General features: G+C 70.7%; 18 protein-coding genes. 11 read left to right on the top strand and 7 right to left on the bottom strand.

Translation table 11 applies throughout. The annotated features are described in order from the left end of the window. Positions 1-8 precede the first annotated feature (8 nt). The 8 genes from HNR51_RS15375 to HNR51_RS15340 all read left to right on the top strand — a co-directional run bounded on the left by HNR51_RS15375 (position 9) and on the right by HNR51_RS15340 (position 7,635). Positions 9-980, top strand: coding sequence for an isopenicillin N synthase family dioxygenase (locus HNR51_RS15375; protein WP_182555497.1), 972 nt, complete (start codon positions 9-11; stop codon positions 978-980). Between the two features lies 1 nt (position 981). Further along, positions 982-2,352 (top strand): FAD-binding oxidoreductase, encoded by a 1,371-nt coding sequence (locus tag HNR51_RS15370; RefSeq protein WP_012453024.1) that lies wholly within the window; start codon positions 982-984, stop codon positions 2,350-2,352. A 5-nt stretch (positions 2,353-2,357) separates the two neighbouring features. Beyond that, on the top strand, positions 2,358-2,945 hold the full coding sequence (locus HNR51_RS15365; protein ID WP_141950668.1) for an NAD(P)H-dependent oxidoreductase: 588 nt from the start codon (positions 2,358-2,360) through the stop codon (positions 2,943-2,945). Positions 2,946-2,984: 39 nt separating this feature from the next. Beyond that, on the top strand, positions 2,985-4,541 hold the full coding sequence (locus tag HNR51_RS15360; RefSeq protein WP_141950669.1) for a class I adenylate-forming enzyme family protein: 1,557 nt from the start codon (positions 2,985-2,987) through the stop codon (positions 4,539-4,541). Further along, positions 4,541-5,359: a creatininase family protein gene (locus HNR51_RS15355; protein WP_141954726.1), complete on the top strand. Its 819-nt coding sequence runs from the start codon at positions 4,541-4,543 to the stop codon at positions 5,357-5,359. Before HNR51_RS15360 ends, HNR51_RS15355 begins: the two co-directional genes overlap by 1 nt. After that, entirely contained in the window at positions 5,349-7,010 is a 1,662-nt protein-coding gene (locus tag HNR51_RS15350; RefSeq protein WP_182555496.1) for a CocE/NonD family hydrolase, read from the top strand. Before HNR51_RS15355 ends, HNR51_RS15350 begins: the two co-directional genes overlap by 11 nt. A gap of 77 nt (positions 7,011-7,087) precedes the next feature. Further along, positions 7,088-7,294 (top strand): hypothetical protein, encoded by a 207-nt coding sequence (locus HNR51_RS15345; RefSeq protein WP_141950671.1) that lies wholly within the window; start codon positions 7,088-7,090, stop codon positions 7,292-7,294. A gap of 71 nt (positions 7,295-7,365) precedes the next feature. Beyond that, on the top strand, positions 7,366-7,635 hold the full coding sequence (locus HNR51_RS15340; RefSeq protein WP_012453030.1) for a hypothetical protein: 270 nt from the start codon (positions 7,366-7,368) through the stop codon (positions 7,633-7,635). 70 nt (positions 7,636-7,705) lie between these two features. On the opposite strand, the gene HNR51_RS15335 is transcribed toward HNR51_RS15340, so the two are convergent. Continuing rightward, positions 7,706-8,779 carry a BMP family ABC transporter substrate-binding protein gene (locus HNR51_RS15335; RefSeq protein ID WP_152276148.1) on the bottom strand — a complete coding sequence of 358 codons (1,074 nt, stop codon included), beginning with the start codon at positions 8,777-8,779 and terminating at the stop codon, positions 7,706-7,708. 436 nt (positions 8,780-9,215) lie between these two features. Between HNR51_RS15335 and HNR51_RS15330 the strand changes: the two genes are divergently transcribed. Next, complete coding sequence (locus HNR51_RS15330) at positions 9,216-9,494, top strand: hypothetical protein (protein ID WP_182555495.1); 279 nt, start codon at positions 9,216-9,218, stop codon at positions 9,492-9,494. A gap of 237 nt (positions 9,495-9,731) precedes the next feature. Here HNR51_RS15330 and HNR51_RS15325 read toward each other — a convergent pair whose 3' ends face one another. From HNR51_RS15325 to biuH, 3 genes are all read right to left on the bottom strand, one after another. Next, a complete protein-coding gene (locus HNR51_RS15325; RefSeq protein ID WP_239681413.1) occupies positions 9,732-10,937 on the bottom strand; it encodes an FAD-dependent monooxygenase in 1,206 nt (401 codons plus the stop codon). A 542-nt stretch (positions 10,938-11,479) separates the two neighbouring features. After that, positions 11,480-13,042: an ABC transporter ATP-binding protein gene (locus HNR51_RS15320; RefSeq protein WP_182555493.1), complete on the bottom strand. Its 1,563-nt coding sequence runs from the start codon at positions 13,040-13,042 to the stop codon at positions 11,480-11,482. A gap of 7 nt (positions 13,043-13,049) precedes the next feature. After that, positions 13,050-13,769 (bottom strand): biuret amidohydrolase, encoded by a 720-nt coding sequence (gene biuH, locus HNR51_RS15315; protein WP_182555492.1) that lies wholly within the window; start codon positions 13,767-13,769, stop codon positions 13,050-13,052. 51 nt (positions 13,770-13,820) lie between these two features. Between biuH and HNR51_RS15310 the strand changes: the two genes are divergently transcribed. Next, on the top strand, positions 13,821-14,132 hold the full coding sequence (locus HNR51_RS15310; RefSeq protein ID WP_182555491.1) for a BrnT family toxin: 312 nt from the start codon (positions 13,821-13,823) through the stop codon (positions 14,130-14,132). Positions 14,133-14,199: 67 nt separating this feature from the next. Further along, positions 14,200-14,424: a BrnA antitoxin family protein gene (locus HNR51_RS26740; protein ID WP_239681412.1), complete on the top strand. Its 225-nt coding sequence runs from the start codon at positions 14,200-14,202 to the stop codon at positions 14,422-14,424. Between the two features lie 8 nt (positions 14,425-14,432). On the opposite strand, the gene HNR51_RS15300 is transcribed toward HNR51_RS26740, so the two are convergent. The 3 genes from HNR51_RS15300 to HNR51_RS15290 are packed head-to-tail and all read right to left on the bottom strand — an operon-like array spanning position 14,433 to position 17,562. After that, a complete protein-coding gene (locus HNR51_RS15300; protein ID WP_152276157.1) occupies positions 14,433-15,461 on the bottom strand; it encodes a formamidase in 1,029 nt (342 codons plus the stop codon). A 9-nt stretch (positions 15,462-15,470) separates the two neighbouring features. Beyond that, complete coding sequence (locus tag HNR51_RS15295; RefSeq protein ID WP_182555489.1) at positions 15,471-16,391, bottom strand: ABC transporter permease; 921 nt, start codon at positions 16,389-16,391, stop codon at positions 15,471-15,473. A 22-nt stretch (positions 16,392-16,413) separates the two neighbouring features. Further along, positions 16,414-17,562 (bottom strand): ABC transporter permease, encoded by a 1,149-nt coding sequence (locus tag HNR51_RS15290; RefSeq protein ID WP_182555488.1) that lies wholly within the window; start codon positions 17,560-17,562, stop codon positions 16,414-16,416. Positions 17,563-17,576: the final 14 nt, after the last annotated feature.

Here is a 17,576-nt window from a genome sequence, read left to right as displayed (position 1 = left end):
GCGCATCCATGCGGCAGGCGGATCTTCCGATCGTCGACATCGCCCCGTTCATCCACGGCGATGCCGCCGCGCGGGCGGGTGTCGGGCGCGCCTTCGGGCATGCCCTCGAGACGACGGGCTTCGCCGTCGTCGTCGGCCACGGCATCCCCGAGCGTCTGGCGAACGACGTCTACGACACGATGAAGCGCTACTTCGCGCAGCCGCTCTCCGTGAAGAGCCGCGACGCGGCGCCGGAGAAGACCAAGGGCCGGGGCTACCTGCCGGTCGGCATCGAGAGCGTCGCCCGGACGCTTCAGGGCGAGACGCCGCCCGACCTGTGCGAGGCGCTGGTCTTCAACGCGCCGCACCGCGAGGGAGCCGCGGCGCGCCCCAACATCTGGCCCGCCGAGCCGCCCGAATTGCGCGGCCTCGTCGAGGCGTGGCGCGACGCGATCCTGCGGCTCACCGGGCAGCTCACCGAATTGTCGGCGCTCGCCCTCGACCTGCCGCAGGACTACTTCGCGCCCTGGTTCGCGGATCCGGCGCTGACCTTGCGCTTCGTCCACTATCCCGACCAGGCCGAGCCGCCGATGCCGGGGCAGCTCCGCTACGGCGTGCACCACGATTACGGCGGTCTGACGATCCTGCGGCAGGATGCGGCGCCGGGCGGCCTCCAAGTCGCCGACCGCGACGGCACCTGGTTCGAGGCCGGGGTGGTGCCGGATTCCTTCGTCATCAATGTCGGCGACCTCCTGGCCCGCTGGACCAACGAGCGCTGGCGCTCGACCCTGCACCGGGTGTCGAACCCCGACCGTGGGCTGACCGGCTCGTCCGCGCGGCTTTCGATGGTGGCCTTCACCGCCCCCAACGAAGGCTCCGAGGTCGCCTGCCTGCCGAGCTGCTGCGACGCCGCCAACCCGCCGCGCTACGAGCCGGTCAAGGCGGGCGAATACATCCTCTCGAAGCTGCGGGCTTCGATGGACCTGACGGCGCGGGCCTGAGATGGCGGCCCATCCCTCCCCCGACGCCCTCGCCGCGCTCAAGGCGGACCTGTCCGGCCGCGTCGTCCTGGTCGAGGAGCCGGCGCGGGTGCGCAAGCGCTCGCGCGACTTCTTCTGGTACTCCCCCGTTCTCGACGCCGAACTGAAGGGCCTGTCCGGCGACCTCGTCGCCGAGCCGGCGAGCGAGGCAGAAGTGATCGCGGTCGCCGCGGCCTGCGCCCGGCACCGGGTGCCGCTCACCGTCCGCGGCGGCGGCACCGGCAATTACGGGCAGGCGGTGCCGCTGCACGGGGGCGTGGTGCTCGACGTCTCCGGGCTCGACCGGGTCGAGTGGCAGCGCGACGGCGCGGTGCGCACCGGCCCCGGCCTCCGCATGAACCGCCTCGACGCCCTCCTCGCCGAGGGCGGCGAGGAGATCCGGATGCATCCCTCGACCAAGCGCACGGCGAGCATCGGCGGCTTCGTCGCCGGCGGTTCGGGCGGGATCGGCTCGGTGAATTACGGCCAGTTGCGCGAGCGCGGCAACATCCGCGCCGCCCGCGTGGTGACGCTGGAGCCGGAACCGCGGGTGCTCGAACTGACCGGCGACGCGGTCAACGGCGTGGCCCACGCCTACGGCACCACCGGCATCGTCACCGCTTTGGAGATGCCGCTGGCGCCGGTCCATCCCTGGATCGACGTCATCGTCGCCTTCGACGACTTTCTGACGGCCGCCGAGGTCGGGCTGGCGGTCGGCCGCGATCCTGCCATCACCAAGAAGCTCATCACGCCGATCGCTTGGCCGCTGCCGCAATGGTTCACGCCGCTGCGGGCGCAGTGCCCGCCGGGGCAGGCGATCCTGATCGCGATGGTGTCGGAGGCGAGCTTGCCCGCCTTCCGGGCGCGGGCGGCGCGCGCGGGCGGCACGATCACCCTGGAGACGCCGCTCGACGATTCACCGGGCCACACGCCGCTCTACGAGTATAGCTGGAACCACACCACGTTGCAGGTGCTCAAGACTGACCGGAGCTGGACCTATCTCCAGAGTCTCCACCCGGCCGACGGGCTGATGGAGAGCGTCGCCGAGATGGCGGCCTTGTTTCCCGACGAGATCGTGCCGCATCTCGAACTCATCGAGTTCGCCGGCCGGCTCACCTATGCCGGCATCCCGCTGCTGAAGTTCACCGACGCGGAGCGGCTGAACCACATCATCGAGGCGCACGAGGCGCGCGGCGTCTCGATCGCCAACCCGCACGTCTACACCCTGGAGGACGGCACCCGGCACAAGCGGGCGGAGACCGATCAGCTCGGCTTCAAGCGGCTCACCGATCCGATGGGCCTGATGAACCCGGGAAAGATGCGGACCTTCACGCCCGCCGCACAGGGGGCCTGACCGCCGTGGCCCGCATCCTCTACCTCTACTGCCACCCGCTTCCGGAGAGCTTTCACGGGGCGATCCGCGCGGCTGCCCTCGATGGGCTGGCGCGGGCCGGGCACGAGATCGACCTGCTCGACCTCTACGCCGAGGGCTTCGATCCGGTCCTGACCGCGGAGGGGCGGCGCCACTACCACGACGTGACGGTGAACCAGCGCGGGCTGGAGGATTACGTCGCGCGGCTGCGTGCGGCGCAGATGCTGGTGGTGCAGTTTCCGACCTGGTGCTTCGGACCGCCCGCCATGCTCAAGGGCTTCATCGACCGGCTGATGATGCCGGGCGTCGCCTTCGACCTCTCCGATCCGCGGCACGTCCGGCCGACCCTCGACTCGCTGGAACGGATCGTTGGCGTCGTCACCTACGGCCGCCCGCGCTGGATGGCGCTGGCGATGCAGGATCCGCCCCGCCGGATGGTGACGCGCTACCTCCGCTGGTTCGCCGCGCGCCGGGCCCGCGCCGAGTATCTCGCGCTCTACCACCTGAACGTCGCCCCCGAGGCCCGCCGCCGCGCCTTCATCGAGCGGGTGCGCACCCGGATGGAGCGGCTGTGAGGCCGACGATCACCCGCCTCCCCTGACCGGAGCCCCGCCATGCTGATGCATCGTCTCCTCACGCTCGGCGCCGAGCGCCATCCCGACCGGCCCGCCTTCCACTGGGTCGATCGCGACCGCGGCCTGACCTATGCCGGTGCGGTCGATGCCATGGAGCGCATGGCCGGCGCCCTGCACGATGCGGGCGTGGGCCGGGGCGAGCGCGTCACGATCTTCGCCCATAACGGGCTCGACTACATCGTGGCGATGCTGGGAGCCTGGCGGATCGGCGCCATCGCCGCCCTGGTGAACGTGAAATTCGCCGACGAACTCACCGATTACTTCGCCGACCACACGCCGAGCGCGGTGGTCTACACCCACGACATGGAGGCGCAGGTCGCCGCGGCCTGCGCCGCCACCGGCACGGTGCGCGCCCGCCTCTGCATGGATGGTGCGCAGGACGGCGCGCTCTCCCTGCCGGTGATGCTGGCGGCCGGCCTGCCGGCGCCGCCCGATCCCGGCGACGAGACCGCCATCGCCCATCTCTCCTATACCTCCGGCACTACGGGCAAGCCGAAGGGCGCCTGCCTGCGCCACGAGCCGACCGTCCGGGCCGCCCGCTGCATCGGCGAGCGGCTGCGGCTGCGGCCCGGCGACGTCTCGTTCGGTCCCTCGGCGCTCTCCAGCTCCTACCAGCTCGTCGCCAACCTGCTGCCGCCGCTCGCCGTCGGGGCCGCGATCAACGTGATGCGCTTCTGGACGCGGGAGGGCGGCTACGATGCACTCACCGCCCGCGGGGCGACCAGCCTCGTTGCCAACCCACCGATCCTCGACGACGTGCTGCAGGAGGCCCGCCGACGGGGCGGTCCCCCGCCGTCGCTGCGCCTGGGCATCTCCGGCGGCGGGCCGGTGCCGCCGACGCTCAAGGCGGCGTGGCGGGACGAACTCGGCCTGCCGCTGGTCGAGAGCTACGGCCAGAGCGAACTCGGCGGCTTCGTCGGCCTCGGCTACCCGGAACTGGAACCGGACGACGCCCGGCTCGGGCGGGTCGGGCCGCCGCTGCCCGACAAGGAGGTGTTCATCCTCGGGCCCGACGACCGGGTGCTGCCGCCGGGCGAGATCGGCGAGATCGCGCTGACGGGCGGGTTCATGGCCGGCTACTGGGGCAAGCCGGACAAGACCGCGGCGGCCACCCGCGGCGGCTACCTGCGTACCGGCGATCTCGGGCTCCTCGATGCCGAAGGCTGCGTGACCCTGCGCAGCCGCCGGGCGGAACTCGTCGAGGTGGCCGGGCGCCTCTGGTATCCGCGCGACGTCGAGGAGGCGCTCTCGGCGCAGCCCAACGTGGCCCAGGCGGCCCTGGTCGGCGTCCCCGACCCGGCGCTCGGCCAGCGGCCGGTGGCCTTCGCCCAGGCCCAGCCCGGCGCCGTGCTCGATGCGGCGGCGCTGAAGGCCGCGATCACCGGCCGGGTCGCCTACGACCTCGACCCACTCGTCCTTGTCGTCGTACCCGAGATGCCGATGACGCCGACCGGTAAGATCGCCAAGGCCGATCTCGCCCGCTCCGACCTCGCGCGGAAGGCCGCCGAGAGCGCCGCGAAGAGCGCGGCGGCGTGATGCGCCCCGCCTCGCGCTGGTGGTGGGACCTGACCACGGAGGCGTTCTCGCGCCTCGACTGGGACTCGCTCGTGGCGATCCTGCCCGTGGCGGCGGTCGAGCAGCACGGGCCGCATCTGCCGGTGCGGGTCGATGCGGCGATCAATGCCGGCATCCTCGCCCGCGCCGTGGCCCTGATGCCCGACGACCTGCCGGCGCTGGTCCTGCCGATGCTGCCGGTCGGCAAGTCGAACGAGCACCACGCCTTCCCCGGCACGCTCAGCCTCTCCCACGAGACCCTGGCGCGCCTGTGGATCGAGACCGCCGAGAGCGTGCACCGCGCCGGCTGCCGCCGCCTGCTCATCCTCAACAGCCATGGCGGGCAGCCGCAGGTGATGGAGATCGTCACCCGTGAACTGCGCGTGCGGCTCGGCATGCTCGCCGTCGGCTGTGGCTGGGGCGGGGTGACGGCGATGGACGACCTGTTCTCGGAGGCCGAGCGGCGCCACGGCATCCACGGCGGCGAGATCGAGACCAGCCTGATGCTGGCGCTCCACCCCCACCTCGTGCGGATGGAGCGGGCGGACGACTTCGTGCCGCTCACGGTCGCGCTGGAGCGGGCGGGCGGCCTGCTGACCGCGGAGGGGCGGGTCGGCTTCGGCTGGATGGCGCAGGATCTCCACCCCGCCGGCGTCAGCGGCAACGCGGCGGCGGCGGATGCCCGGCGCGGGGCCGAACTGGTGGAGCGCGCCGCCGCGGGCGTGGTGCGCCTTGTGCGCGAGATCGCGGATTTCCCGCTCGAACGACTGCGTTCGGAAACGGCCTTCGATGCCCGCTGAGCCCCTCCTGCCGGTTGCCGAGCCCGCCACCGCGACGCTGGCCCTTCCCGACGGGGTCAGCCTCGCCGCCGATGTCTGGCGCCCGGCCGGCCCCGGCCGCCATCCCGTCCTCCTCATGCGCCAGCCCTACGGCCGCGCCATCGCCTCGACCCTGACCCTGGCCCACCCCGCTTGGTACGCCGCCCGCGGCTACATCGTCGTGGTTCAGGACGTGCGCGGCCGCGGCGGCAGCGGCGGCGCGTTCCGCCTGTTCGAGCACGAGGCCGAGGACGGCGCGGCGACCCTGGCCTGGGCGGCGGATCTGCCGGGATCGGACGGCCGGGTCGCGACCTACGGCTTCAGCTATCAGGCGGTGACGCAGTTCCTGGCGCTGGCCGGGGCGCTGCGCGCGGGCACCAAGCGACCCGACGCGATCGTGCCCGCGATGGGCGGCTGGAGCCTGCGCGACGACTGGGCCTATACCGGCGGCGCCTTCGGCCTTGCCGGCAATATCGGCTGGGCCTGCCAGATGGGCGCCGAACGCGCCCGGCTCCGGGGCGACGCCGCCGCCTTCGCGGCGCTCGCCGCGGCGGCGCGCGGCACGCCCTGGAGCGGACCGGTCGCCGCCCGGCCCGAGGCGCTCGCGGCGCACGCCGCCGACCACCATTATTTCGACTGGCTCGACGACGATCCGGCCCACTGGGACCGGATCGCCCCGGCCCGCCGCCTCGCCGGAAGCGACCTCGCCGTGCCGGGCCTGCATGTCGGCGGCTGGCAGGATTTCCTGCTCGACGGCACGCTCGGCGCCTACGAGGCCTTCCGCGCCGGGCCGGCGCCGCAGCGTCTGCTGATCGGGCCCTGGACGCACGCGCCCTGGGGCCGCCGGGCCGGTAGCCTGGATCTCGGACCGGAGGCGGTCACGCCGGTCGATGCCGCGACGGTCGCCTTCCTCGATCACGTGCTGCGCGAGCGGGAGGATCCGGGTCCGCCCGTCCGGCTCTTCGACGTCGGGACGCGTGGGTGGGCCGGCTTCTCCGCTTGGCCGGCCCCCGAACCGACGGCGCTGTATCTCGCCTCCGACGGCCTCGCCGCGACCGCTGCCGGCGGCCGCCTCGTGGCGGCGCCGGGGGACGCCGGCGAGGATCGCGTCGTGCACGATCCCTGGCGCCCTGCGCCGGTCGTCGGCGGCCCCTGGGGGACGCCGCCGGGCTATCAGGACCGCGCCGCCCTGGACGACCGCAGCGACGTCGCGGTCTATGACGGCCCGGTCATCGCCGCGCCCCTCCAACTCGCCGGCCGCGTGGCGGCGGAGGTGTTCGTCGAGACCGCGGCGGCGAGCCACGACCTGCACGCCACGCTCTCCCTCGTGGAGCCGGACGGGCGCGCCGTCACTCTCACCGCCGGCCATCTCCGGGTGGCCGATACCGCGGCCGATGCAGCGGCCCCCCGGCGCATCGCCATGCGGGGCCTGTGCTGCACGCTCCGGCCCGGGCAGCGCCTGCGCCTGTCGCTCCAGGCCGCCGCCTGGCCGGCCTTCGCCGTCAATCCGGGAACCGGGAGCCGTCCGGAGGCGACCGCGGCAATGCAGGCGCAGGTGATCGGCCTCGCCCTGCGCCACGGTGCCGAGCGGCCGTCACGGCTGCTGCTGCCGGTGCTCGGGGGAGCCGCCTGATCGATCCCGGCGGCACAACCCTTGCTGACACCGAAAGTGCAAACGGTGGCCGCGACGGCCCCGCGGGAGCCTCCACAATGCGCGTGAAACGGGCCTTTCTCGGCCTCAGCCTACCCCTCTTCGTTTGGTTCGTCGCAGCCTTCTGCCTCGGCAGCGGCGTCGCCACGGCCCCCGGGGCCCGTGCGCAGGGCACGGTGACGCCGCCGGCCGGCCAATCGCGCGTCACCGCCCCGGGCGGGCGGCGCGGCAAGGCCGCCCGCTCCCACCGGAAGCGTCATCGGTGAGGCGCGACCCAGGATCCCTGCCGCCCGGCGACATCGCGCGCCCCCTCCTCCGCAACCGGAAAGTCCGTCACATGCGTACCATCACGACAGCCACGCTCGCCCTGGGCGTTCTCGCGGGCCTGGGCGGTGCCGCCTTGGCCCAAGGATCGACCGGCGCCCCGGCCGGCAGCCCGGGGGCGACCGCGCCGGGCGGCACGGAAGGGGCGGCCGCCCTCCCGAACGAGCGCGAAGCGATCCGCTCGGGCGACGCCATCCCGGCACCGCCCGGCACCGGCGTACCGGTGGAGACGGCCCCGCCCCCGGCCGAGGAGCGCCGCCTGCCGCCCCCGCCGCGTCCCTGACCGGCATCGAAACGAAAAGAGGCGCCGCCGGATCGCTCCGGCGGCGCCTTCCTTTTCAGCGGGCCCGACCCTACTGCGTCAGCCGGTCGTCGATCCCTTTCACGTACCAGTTCATGCCGAGGATCATCGGATCGGGGGCCTGCTCGCCCTCCTTCACCGCGACCGAGCCGTCCTGCTTGAGCACCGGCCCCTGGAACGGGTGGATCTTGCCCTCGACGATCCCCTTCTTGGTCTCCTCGGCCAGTGCCTTCACGTCGTCGGGCATGTTGGTGAAGGGCGCCAGCACGACCATGCCGTCCTTGATGCCGCCCCAGGTGTCATGGCTCTTCCACGTGCCGTCGAGGACGGCCTTGGCCTCTTGGATCACGTAGCCGTTCCAGTCGTCGACGATCGAGGTCAGCTGCGCCTTCGGGGCGAAGCGGTACTGGTCGGAGGACTGCCCGAAGGCGAGCTTGCCCGCCTTCTCGGCCTCCTGCAGCGGCGCGGCGGAATCGGTGTGCTGGGTGAGGATGTCGGCGCCCTGGGCCAGGAGCGCCTTGGCCGCCTCCGCCTCCTTGCCGGGGTCGAACCACGTGTTCACCCAGACGATCTTGATCTTGATGTCCGGGTTGACCGACTGCGCGCCGAGCATGAAGGCGTTGATGCCGCTCACGACTTCGGGGATCGGGAAGGAGGCGATGTAGCCGACGGTACCCGACTTCGACAGCTTGCCGGCAATCTTCCCGCAGATGTAGCGGCCCTCGTAGAAGCGGGCCGAATAGGTGGAGAGGTTGTCGGCGCGCTTGTAGCCGGTGGCGTGCTCGAACTTCACCTTGGGGAACTTCTTGGCGACCTTCAGGGTCGGCTCCATGAAGCCGAAGGAGGTCGTGAAGATCAGGCCGGCGCCCGAACGGGCGAGCTTCTCGATCGAGCGCTCGCTGTCGGCCTCGGGCACGTTCTCGAGGAAGGTCGTCTCGACCTTGTCGGGCAGCGCCTCGGCCAGCGCCTTGCGGCTGAGGTCGTGCTGGTAGGAATAGCCGTAATCGGCGACCGGGCCGACATAGACGAAGCCCACCTTGAGCTTGTCCGCCGCCCGTGCCGGAGCCGCCGCGACGGCCGCGCACAGCAGTGCTCCGGCCACACGCGTGACGATGCTGCCCATCATGATTGTCTGCCCCTTTTCGACGGCGTTGTCCGCCGCGGCTTGCCGGCGCCGCGCATGGACGCCCGGGGGAGTGTCAGAGCAAGACCAGGGCCAGGATCGGCCGAGGGGGCGGGATGCGCGCCTCCCTATTCCCGCATCGCGCAAAAGATGTCGCGCAGTGACGCGCCGCGCAGCGACAGTTTCGGCACGGCGGGCGGCGGGATCTCGCAAAGGTCGCGCGCATCACCAGCCCGGGCGCTTCGAAACGGCGCCGACGGTGCGTCGGCATCGGCCTGCCGATCCCGGCGGCACCGTGCGCAGCGCAGTGAAGCGCCGTGGTCCGTGCCAGAGTTCGCGGATCCTCCCGACGAGGAAGGATTCGAGTTGAGCGGACCGAACGGTCTGACCCGATCCAGCGTTAAGGATCCCCCAGGTCTGAGGATCCGAGGATTGATCGATGTGGAGCTGGCGGATCATGGATCGGGCGCCCCGCGATGGCCGCTGGATCATCGCCATCAACCGGCGCGAGCCGGACCGTCGAGCCGTCATTCGCTGGGATCCGGGCAGTTCCGATGACCGCGAGCCCTGGCGGGTCGCTTCGTGCGACCATGGCTACGCGTCGGACGCTTTCACGGACTGGATGCCCTTTCCCCCTTGGCCAGCCGAAGAAGCCGGCGCGGGCGAGGGCGAGACTCCGGCCGCGCTCGGCGGTCAGACGTTGCCGAACGGGTTGTGAGGCCTCGAAGGCGAAGCCCTACGCCCATGCGCCCGCCGCCTCCGCGGTCGATCCGGTCCCGTGGTCACCGGTTCGTCGAACGAAGGCGCGCCGGATCAACGCCGAGAGACGCGGGCCTGCTGCGATCGGGTCGGATACGGCGCCAGGGCAGGACCGGAGGCAGCTTCATCCGCCGCGCCGCCGTCGGGACGACCGCGTCGGCGGGATTTGGCTGAGCTCGCTTCGGGGCCGACAGCGTCAACGGCGGGGCGTTCCCGGCTCGGCTCTGAAGATGCCGCGGCTGGCTTTCGATCCGAACGGGAACGCGCGTCTGCCGATCCGAGCGAGGGGCGAGGCCGCGCGGCCAGTCAGCTTCGTATAGTGACCACGCAAATACAGGTATGTTCTCGCAGGCATTCGCTTGAGCAGGCGAGAGCGTCTCGCGAGGAGGAGCGTGAAGAAGGTCGGTGCGTTGTAGCGGATGTAGCGTGGAAGGTTCTCGAACCATTCCGCACTCAGGCGCGCATCGCGCTGCACGCGGGCAAGGGCGCGGTGGCGTCGACGCTCGAACGCGTAGAGGGCGCCGGGAAGGCTGTCGTGCTCGCTCAAGGCCGCGGCGAGCGCGATCGCGTCGTCGATGGCGAGACGCGTTCCCGAACCGATCGTGAAATGCGTCGTATGCGCGGCGTCGCCGATCAGCACCAGATTGTCCGCGTGCCAGGTTCGGTTGACCAAGGTGCGGAAGCTCAACCATGGCAGTCTGTTGTCATGGCCGTCGCGGCTGATCAGTTCGTGACCGTCGAGATGCTTGGCAAAGATGCTTTCCAGCGTCCGCAACTCGGCATCCGCGCGCATCGTGCCAAGACCGAGCCCCTCCCACGTCTCCGGCGCGCATTCCACGATGAATGTACTCACGCCCTCCTTGAAGGAGTAGGCGTGAAACCAGACCCATCCGGCGCTGGTCGGAACGAAACCGAAAGTGAAGGAAGGAAATCGCTGTGTCGTTGCGAGCCAGATGTATTTGTTGCGGCCGGCTTCGATCTGCGGCCGGAACCGATCCGCGCGGTGCCGACGCAACTGGCTCGCGACACCGTCTGCCGCCACGATGAGGTCGGCGTCGGCGACCTGACTCAGTTCGCTGATCTCGCTCTCGAACCGTACGTCGACGCCGAGTGCGCGCGCCCGCTCGATCAGGATCTGCAGGAGGCGACGACGGCATATGCCGTAGCCCCCGCCTCCGTTGTGGAGCGGCGGTTGCCCCTCGACGTCGACCACTTGCCCGGACCAGGGAACCGCCTCATCCGCGATCGCCTGCGCGCTGTCCGGATCGTTGTTCCGCAGGGTGGCAAGAAGATCGTCCCAGAAGACGACACCCCACCCATGTGTCGTTCCCGCCGGGTTCCGCTCGTGGACGACGATCTCATGGTTCGGGTTGCGCCGCTTCATCACGATCGCGAAATACAATCCGGCAGGTCCCGCACCGACACATGAGATCCTCATCAAGACTCTCCCCTTAGTCTGACGCCTCATGCATCCGACCTGAGATCAATCCACCGCTTCAGGACTTTGCATGAGTTGCGTCATGCCCCCGCGACATCGGCGACGATACCTAAGCGCAGGACAAAGACCGGTCGCCTTTCGAAGGATGCGGGCATGGCGATGAGCATCCCGCGTGACGGTTCAGCCGTGACAACGCAACGAAAGCCGGCCGTGAAACCTTGAGGTGAACCACCAGCGGGCGCAACGTCGATTGTGGAGGGTGGTCGTAACCCCAAAGAACCGCACCGGCCGCTTCGTCTACCCCGATGGGCCTGACACTCCCGCCGCAGCCCGATGGGGCGTCGGAGCCGCCTCCGGCCGGACGTCGGACCTGCAATCGTCGGTCGATGTCCGCTCCGGGGCGCGGCCGCCCGCGCCAGATCGCCCCTACGAACCCGGCGCCTCTCGGTCTTTGCTTCGACGCGCCTTCTTCCGACGAACCGGCGACCACTTCGTCGGAATGCGCTCTAATGGTGCCCGGCCATGTGGCGGCCGATCACGCCGGCCTCCGCCGCGGCGGCCGGGGTCTCGTAGACGAGGCGCCCGTCCGACATCACGACGATGCGGTCCGACAGTTCCAGGATCTCGTCCAGATCCTCGCTGATCAGCAGCACGGCTGCGCCGGCATTCCGCGCGGCGACGATGCGCGAGCGGATCTCGGCGACCGCCGCGAAATCGAGGCCGAAGCAGGGATTGACGACGATCAGGAGATCGACCGGATCGGTGAGTTCGCGCGCCAGCACGGCGCGCTGGACGTTGCCGCCCGAGAGCGTGGCGATCGGCGCCTCCGAGGAGGCGGTCTTCACCTTGAAGCGGGCGATCAGGTCCTTCGCCCGCCGGCTCATGGCGCGCCGATCGAGCCAGAGGGTCGGCGGACCGGCGGGATCGTCGCCGCGCCGGTCGAAGGCGCGGAAGGCGAGGTTCTCGGCCACCGACATCCGCGGTGCGCAGGCGTTGCGCAGGGGTTCTTCCGGGATGAAGCGCACCCGGTGGCGGCGGCTCTCGGCCCGCGTGCCGCGATAGGGCTCGCCCTGCACCGCAACGCGCCCGCCCGTCGCGCGGATCTGGCCGCCGAGCACGTCGGCGAGTTCCTTCTGCCCGTTGCCGGAGACCCCGGCGATGCCGACGATCTCGTGGGCGCGCACGCGCAGATCCGCGACATCGATCCGCCGCAGGCCGGAGACGTCGGTGGCGGTCAGGCCATCCACCCGCAGGATCTCGCGCGCCGGGTCGGGCTCGCCGATCCGCGCGGCGATCGTGCGGACGGTGCGCTCGCCCACCATCATCGCCGCCATGTCGTCCCGCGACAGCGCGCCGACCGCGCCGCCGCCGACGAGCCGGCCGCGGCGCAGGACGCTGAGGCTGCGGGCGAAGGCTTCGACCTCGCGGAACTTGTGGCTGATCATCAGCACCGTGAGCGCGCCCGCATCCGCCATGCCGCGCAGCAGGCCCAGCACCTCCTCGGCCTCGGCCGGCGTCAGCACCGAGGTGGGCTCGTCGAGGATCAGGAAGCGGGCCTTGAGGTAGAGCTGCTTGACGATTTCGAGCTTCTGCTTCTCGCCCGCCGCGAGTTCCGCCACCGGCCGGTCGAGGTTCAGCTGGAACGGCATCCGCGCCATGAAGTCGGCGAGCGCCGCGCGCTCGGCCGTCCAGTCGAGGATCGCGGGCGCGTCGGCCCGGCCGATGACGAGGTTCTCGGCGCCGGTCAGCGAAGGCACCAGGGTGAAGTGCTGGTAGACCATGCCGAGGCCGCGCGCCTGCGCGCCCTTCGGCCCGGTGATCTCGGCCTCGCGACCGTCGATGAGGACGGAGCCGGCGGTGGGCGCGTAGAAGCCCATCACGCATTTCACGAAGGTCGACTTGCCCGCCCCGTTCTCGCCGAGCAGGGCGTGGAAGCCGCCGGCCTCGATCTTCATCGAGACGTCGTCGAGGGCGGTGAAGCCGCCGAAGCGCTTCGTCATGCCGACGGTCTCGACGGCAAGGGCCCCGGAGTTCGCGCCGGCCGGGACGGGGTTTGCGGAAGCCGCCATGGTGGTCTCAGCCCATCGCTGCGAGGATCGCGTCGGCCGAGGCGACCGCGCCGAACACGCCGCCCTGCATCGTGACCATCTTCAGCGCCGCCTCGTGGTTGCCGCGGTCGGTGGCGGCGGTGCCGTCGGACACGATCACGCATTCGAAGCCGCGGTCGTTGGCCTCGCGCATCGTGGTGTGGACGCAGACATCCGTGGTGATGCCGGTCAGGATCAGGTTGCGGATGCCCCGCGTCGTCAGGATGAGTTCGAGATCGGTGGCGCAGAACGAGCCCTTGCCCGGCTTGTCGATCACCGGCTCGTCCGGCAGCGGCGCCAGTTCCGGAATGATCTCCCAGCCCGGCTCGCCCCGCACCAGCACCCGCCCGCAGGGTCCGGGATCGCCGATCCCCGCCCCGATCCGGCGCGAGCGCCAGCGCTTGTTGGCGGGAAGGTCGGCAAGGTCCGGCCGGTGGCCCTCGCGGGTGTGGATCACGTGGTAGCCATGCTCCCGCGCGGCGGCGAGAAGCCGCCTGATCGGCTCGATCGGCGCGCGGGTCAGGGCGAGGTCGTAGCCCATGGCATCGACGTAGCCGCCCCGGCCGCAGAAGTCGGTCTGCATGTCGATGATGACGAGCGCCGTGGTCTTCGGGTCGAGCGAGCCGTCATAGGGCCAGGGATAGGGCTCGGCGGCGACGAAGCGCCCCCCCTCGGAGGACCCGGCGGAGGGGAAGGGGATGACGCTCATGCGGCCTCCGGTCGGTGGTTTGTCAGACAATTTTGTTGTAACAATCTTGTCGTGACGATCCGATTCGAATGGGATCCGGCCAAGGCCGCCTCGAACCTGCGCAAGCATGGTGTCAGCTTCGAGACGGCCGTCCGCGTCTTCACCGATCCGTTCCTGCTCGCGAGTCCTGAGCGGGTGGAGGGCGGAGAGGTCCGTTGGCAGGCCCTCGGCTCCATCGGTGGTTTTGAGGTGCTGCTGGTCGTCCACACGATCCGTGAGAGTGACGAGGATGGCGCAGAAATCGAGATCATTCGCATCATCTCGGCCCGTAGAGCCGACCGTCCCGAGAGACGACGCTACGAGCGGGAATCTCGTTCGTTTTGACATCGATCTGGCGAACTCTCCGCCTCTGACCGAGGCGCAGAAGGCCGAACTCGAAGCGCTCGCGGCCATGCCCGACGAGGCGATCGATTATGGCGACATCCCGCCCCTTACTGAGGAGTTCTGGGCCAACGCCGTGCGCGGAAAATACTACCGGCCGACCAAGACTTCGACGACGGTTCGCATCGATTCCGACGTGCTGGCGTGGCTGCGCGGACAGGGCCGCGGCTACCAGACGCGCATCAACGCGATCCTGCGCCGCGAGATGCTCGCGGCGCTGAAGAAGCAGAGGTGAGGCCCGCCTCACTCCGCCGCCTCCCGCACCGCCGGCACTTGGCCCTCGCCGTAGCTCCGGGTCGGGGCGGGAAAGCCGCAACTCGTCCCGTCGGTCACCTTCACCGTGTCCTCCCACGGCACGCGGTAACGGCCCGCGGCGAGGTCGTGCATGTAGGTGTAGGGGCAGTCGCCCGCGCCCCCCTTCACCGCCGTGTAGCCGCGGTGGCCGAGCTGGTAGATGTTGTTCTCGACGCCCCAATGCGCCCGCGCCTCGCGCACGAGATCCGGCCGCACCTCGGCGGTGATGATCTCGTCGACGCGCCCCGTTGTGCCGTGGGCGAGCACCGCGCCGTCGAAGTTGACGATCATGCCCTCGCCCATCGAGTCGAAGGTGCCGTCCGAGCCGCATAGGCAGACATTGGCGGTCACCATCAGGTTGCAGAAGGCGTTCGACTGATTGGTGAAGCGCCAGGATTCGCGGATCGGCGCGGTGTAGCCGGCCGTGCGGATCATGATCTCGGCGCCCTTGTAGGCGCATTCGCGCGCCATCTCCGGGAACATGCCGTCGTGGCAGATGATGAGGCCGAGCTTGGCTCCCTTCGGGCCCTCGATCACCGGGATGCCGAGGTCGCCGGGCTCCCACGGCTCGACCGGGACCCAAGGGTGCATCTTGCGGTAATAGAGCTTGAGGTCGCCGGTATCGTCGATGATGAGGCCGGAATTGAACGGATTGCCGTTCGGGTTGGCCTCCATGATCGAGAAGCAGCCCCAGATCCGGTTGTCGCGGCAGGCCTGTTTGAACGCCGCGACCTCGGGGCCGTCGAGGGTGCACAGGATCTCGGGACGGGTGTCCATCGACAGGCCGTGCAGGGCGTATTCGGGAAAGACGACCAGATCCATGCTCGCCATGTTGGCGCGCGCCTTGGCGACCAGGGCGACGATGCGCTCGGCCTGCGCGGTCACGTCGGCCCGCGTGGCGATGGTCGGCAGTTGCAGTTGGACGAGGCCGATGACGACGCCGTTCGGGGATTTGTTCAGTCCACCGAGACCATTCATGAGGTGACCTTACTTGAGGGACAATTCGCCCGGCGCGCCGGTCAGCGCCCGGTCCGGCGAGGAGGTGGCGATCAGAAGCGCCAGGGTGAGGACGTAGGGGGCGGCGTAGAACAGGTAGTAGCCCTGCGAGATGCCGACCGATTGTAGCGCCGGTCCGAGCGCCCCGGCCCCCCCGAACAGCAGGGCCGCCCCGAAGCAGGCGAGCGGATTCCAGCGGGCGAAGATGACGAGCGCCACAGCCATCAGGCCCTGTCCGGACGAGATGCCCTCGTTCCACGAGCCGGGATAGTAGAGCGAGAGATAGGCGCCGCCGATCCCGGCGAGCACGCCGCCGACGGCGGTCGCGAGCAGCCGCACGCGGTCGACGTCGTAGCCCATGGCGCGCGCCGCATCCGCGCTGTCGCCGACCACGCGCACGATCAGGCCGGCCTTGGTGTTGCGGAACGCCCACCACAGGAACAGCGCCAGCGCGGCGCCGGCCAGGAACAGCACGTTGACCCGGAGCGCCGCCTGGACCTGCGGCAGGTCCGACCAGAAGCCGAAGGGGATCGCCGGCAGCGGCGGGGCCGAGGGCTGGATGAAGGGCTTTCCGAGGAAGAAGGCGAGGCCTGAGCCGAACAGCATCAGCGCGATGCCGATCGCCACGTCGTTGACCCGGGGAAAGCGGCAGATGAAGCCGTGCAGCCCGCCGAAGGCGCCGCCGGCCAGTCCGGCGACGGCCACGCCTGCCCAGGGACTGCCCGTCAGCACGGCGGTGGCGTAGGCCGCCATCGCGCCGAAGACGAGGGTGCCCTCCAACCCGAGATTGATCCGCCCCGAGCGCTCGGTGATGGTCTCGCCGAGGCTCACGAACAGGAACGGCGTCGAGACGCGGATCGCTCCGCCGACCACGGCGAGCAGAACGGTCGTCAGGCCGAGATCGTCGCTCATCCGGTGCGCCCCAACATCGCCGTCACGCGACCGCCCCGCGCTTCTCGGCCCAGAGATGCGGGCTGAACAGCTTGAAGCGCCCGTAGAGCGTCTCGCTGACGAGCACGACGAGGAACAGCAGACCTTCGAGCACGAGCACCGTGGCGTCGGGCAACTGCATCCGGCGCTGGATCAGGCCGCTCGACGCCTCGATGCCGCCGAGCAGGAAGGCCACCGGCAGGATCGCCAGGGGATTTTGACGGGCGAGGAAGGCGACGAGGATGCCGGTATAGCCGAAGCCCGCATTGAGCGAGGCGTTGGCGTTGCCGTGCACCGCCGCGACCTCGAAGAAGCCGGCAAGCGCGGCGCAGGCGCCGCCGAGCGCCGTGAAGCTCACGACGAGACGCCCGACCGGCAGGCCCTGGATCTGCGCCGCCCGCAGGTTGCCCCCGGCGATGCGGGCGGCGAAGCCGATCGTCGTCCGCTCCGTCAGCGCGTAGGCGGCCAAGCAGGCGAGAACGCCGATGCCGAGCCCCCAATGGACATCCAGGCCCGGCAGGGGGCCGACCATGAACGCCTCGCCGATCGGCCGGGTGGAGGGCTTGTTGAGGCTTTCCGGATCGCGCAACAGGCCCTCGATCAGGTGGTTCGAGAGCGCGAGCGCGATATAGGACATCAGCAGGCTGGCGATGGTTTCGTTGACCCCGCGATAGGCGCGCAGCGCGCCGACGGCGCCGATCCAGGCCGCTCCGGTCGCGGCGGCGGCGAGCGCCATCAGCGGCACGGCGAGCGGCGGGGGAAAGCCCTGGAGCGGCTGCGCCGCCGCCGCCGCGGCCACACCGCCGAGGACGATCGCGCCCTCGCCGCCGATCACCACGAGGCCGAGACGGGCCGGCAACGCGACGCAGAGCGCGGCGAACAGGAGGGGCGCGGCGCGCTGCAGACTGTTCTGGAGGGAGAAGGACGAGCCGAAACCGCCGCGCCAGACGAGATCGAGGAAGGCGAGCGGGCTTTTTCCCAGGGCGAGCAGGAAGAGGGAGAAGATCAGGAAGCCGGCGATCACGGCCCCGACCGGAATCGCGACGCCCTCGGCGCGGCGTGCGAGCCATGCCCGGATCTGGAGCGAGACCGGGGGCTGGTCCGGGCTGCTCTCGGTCAGCGGCAGGCTGGGGGCGGTGGTGTCAGCGGCCATGGGTGAGATCCATG

Origin of the sequence: Methylorubrum thiocyanatum (assembly GCA_014138645.1) — a bacterium.
Classification (GTDB): domain Bacteria; phylum Pseudomonadota; class Alphaproteobacteria; order Rhizobiales; family Beijerinckiaceae; genus Methylobacterium; species Methylobacterium thiocyanatum.
The sequence above is the reverse complement of the archived record's forward strand: the minus strand, read 5'-3'. Positions and strand labels throughout refer to the sequence as shown.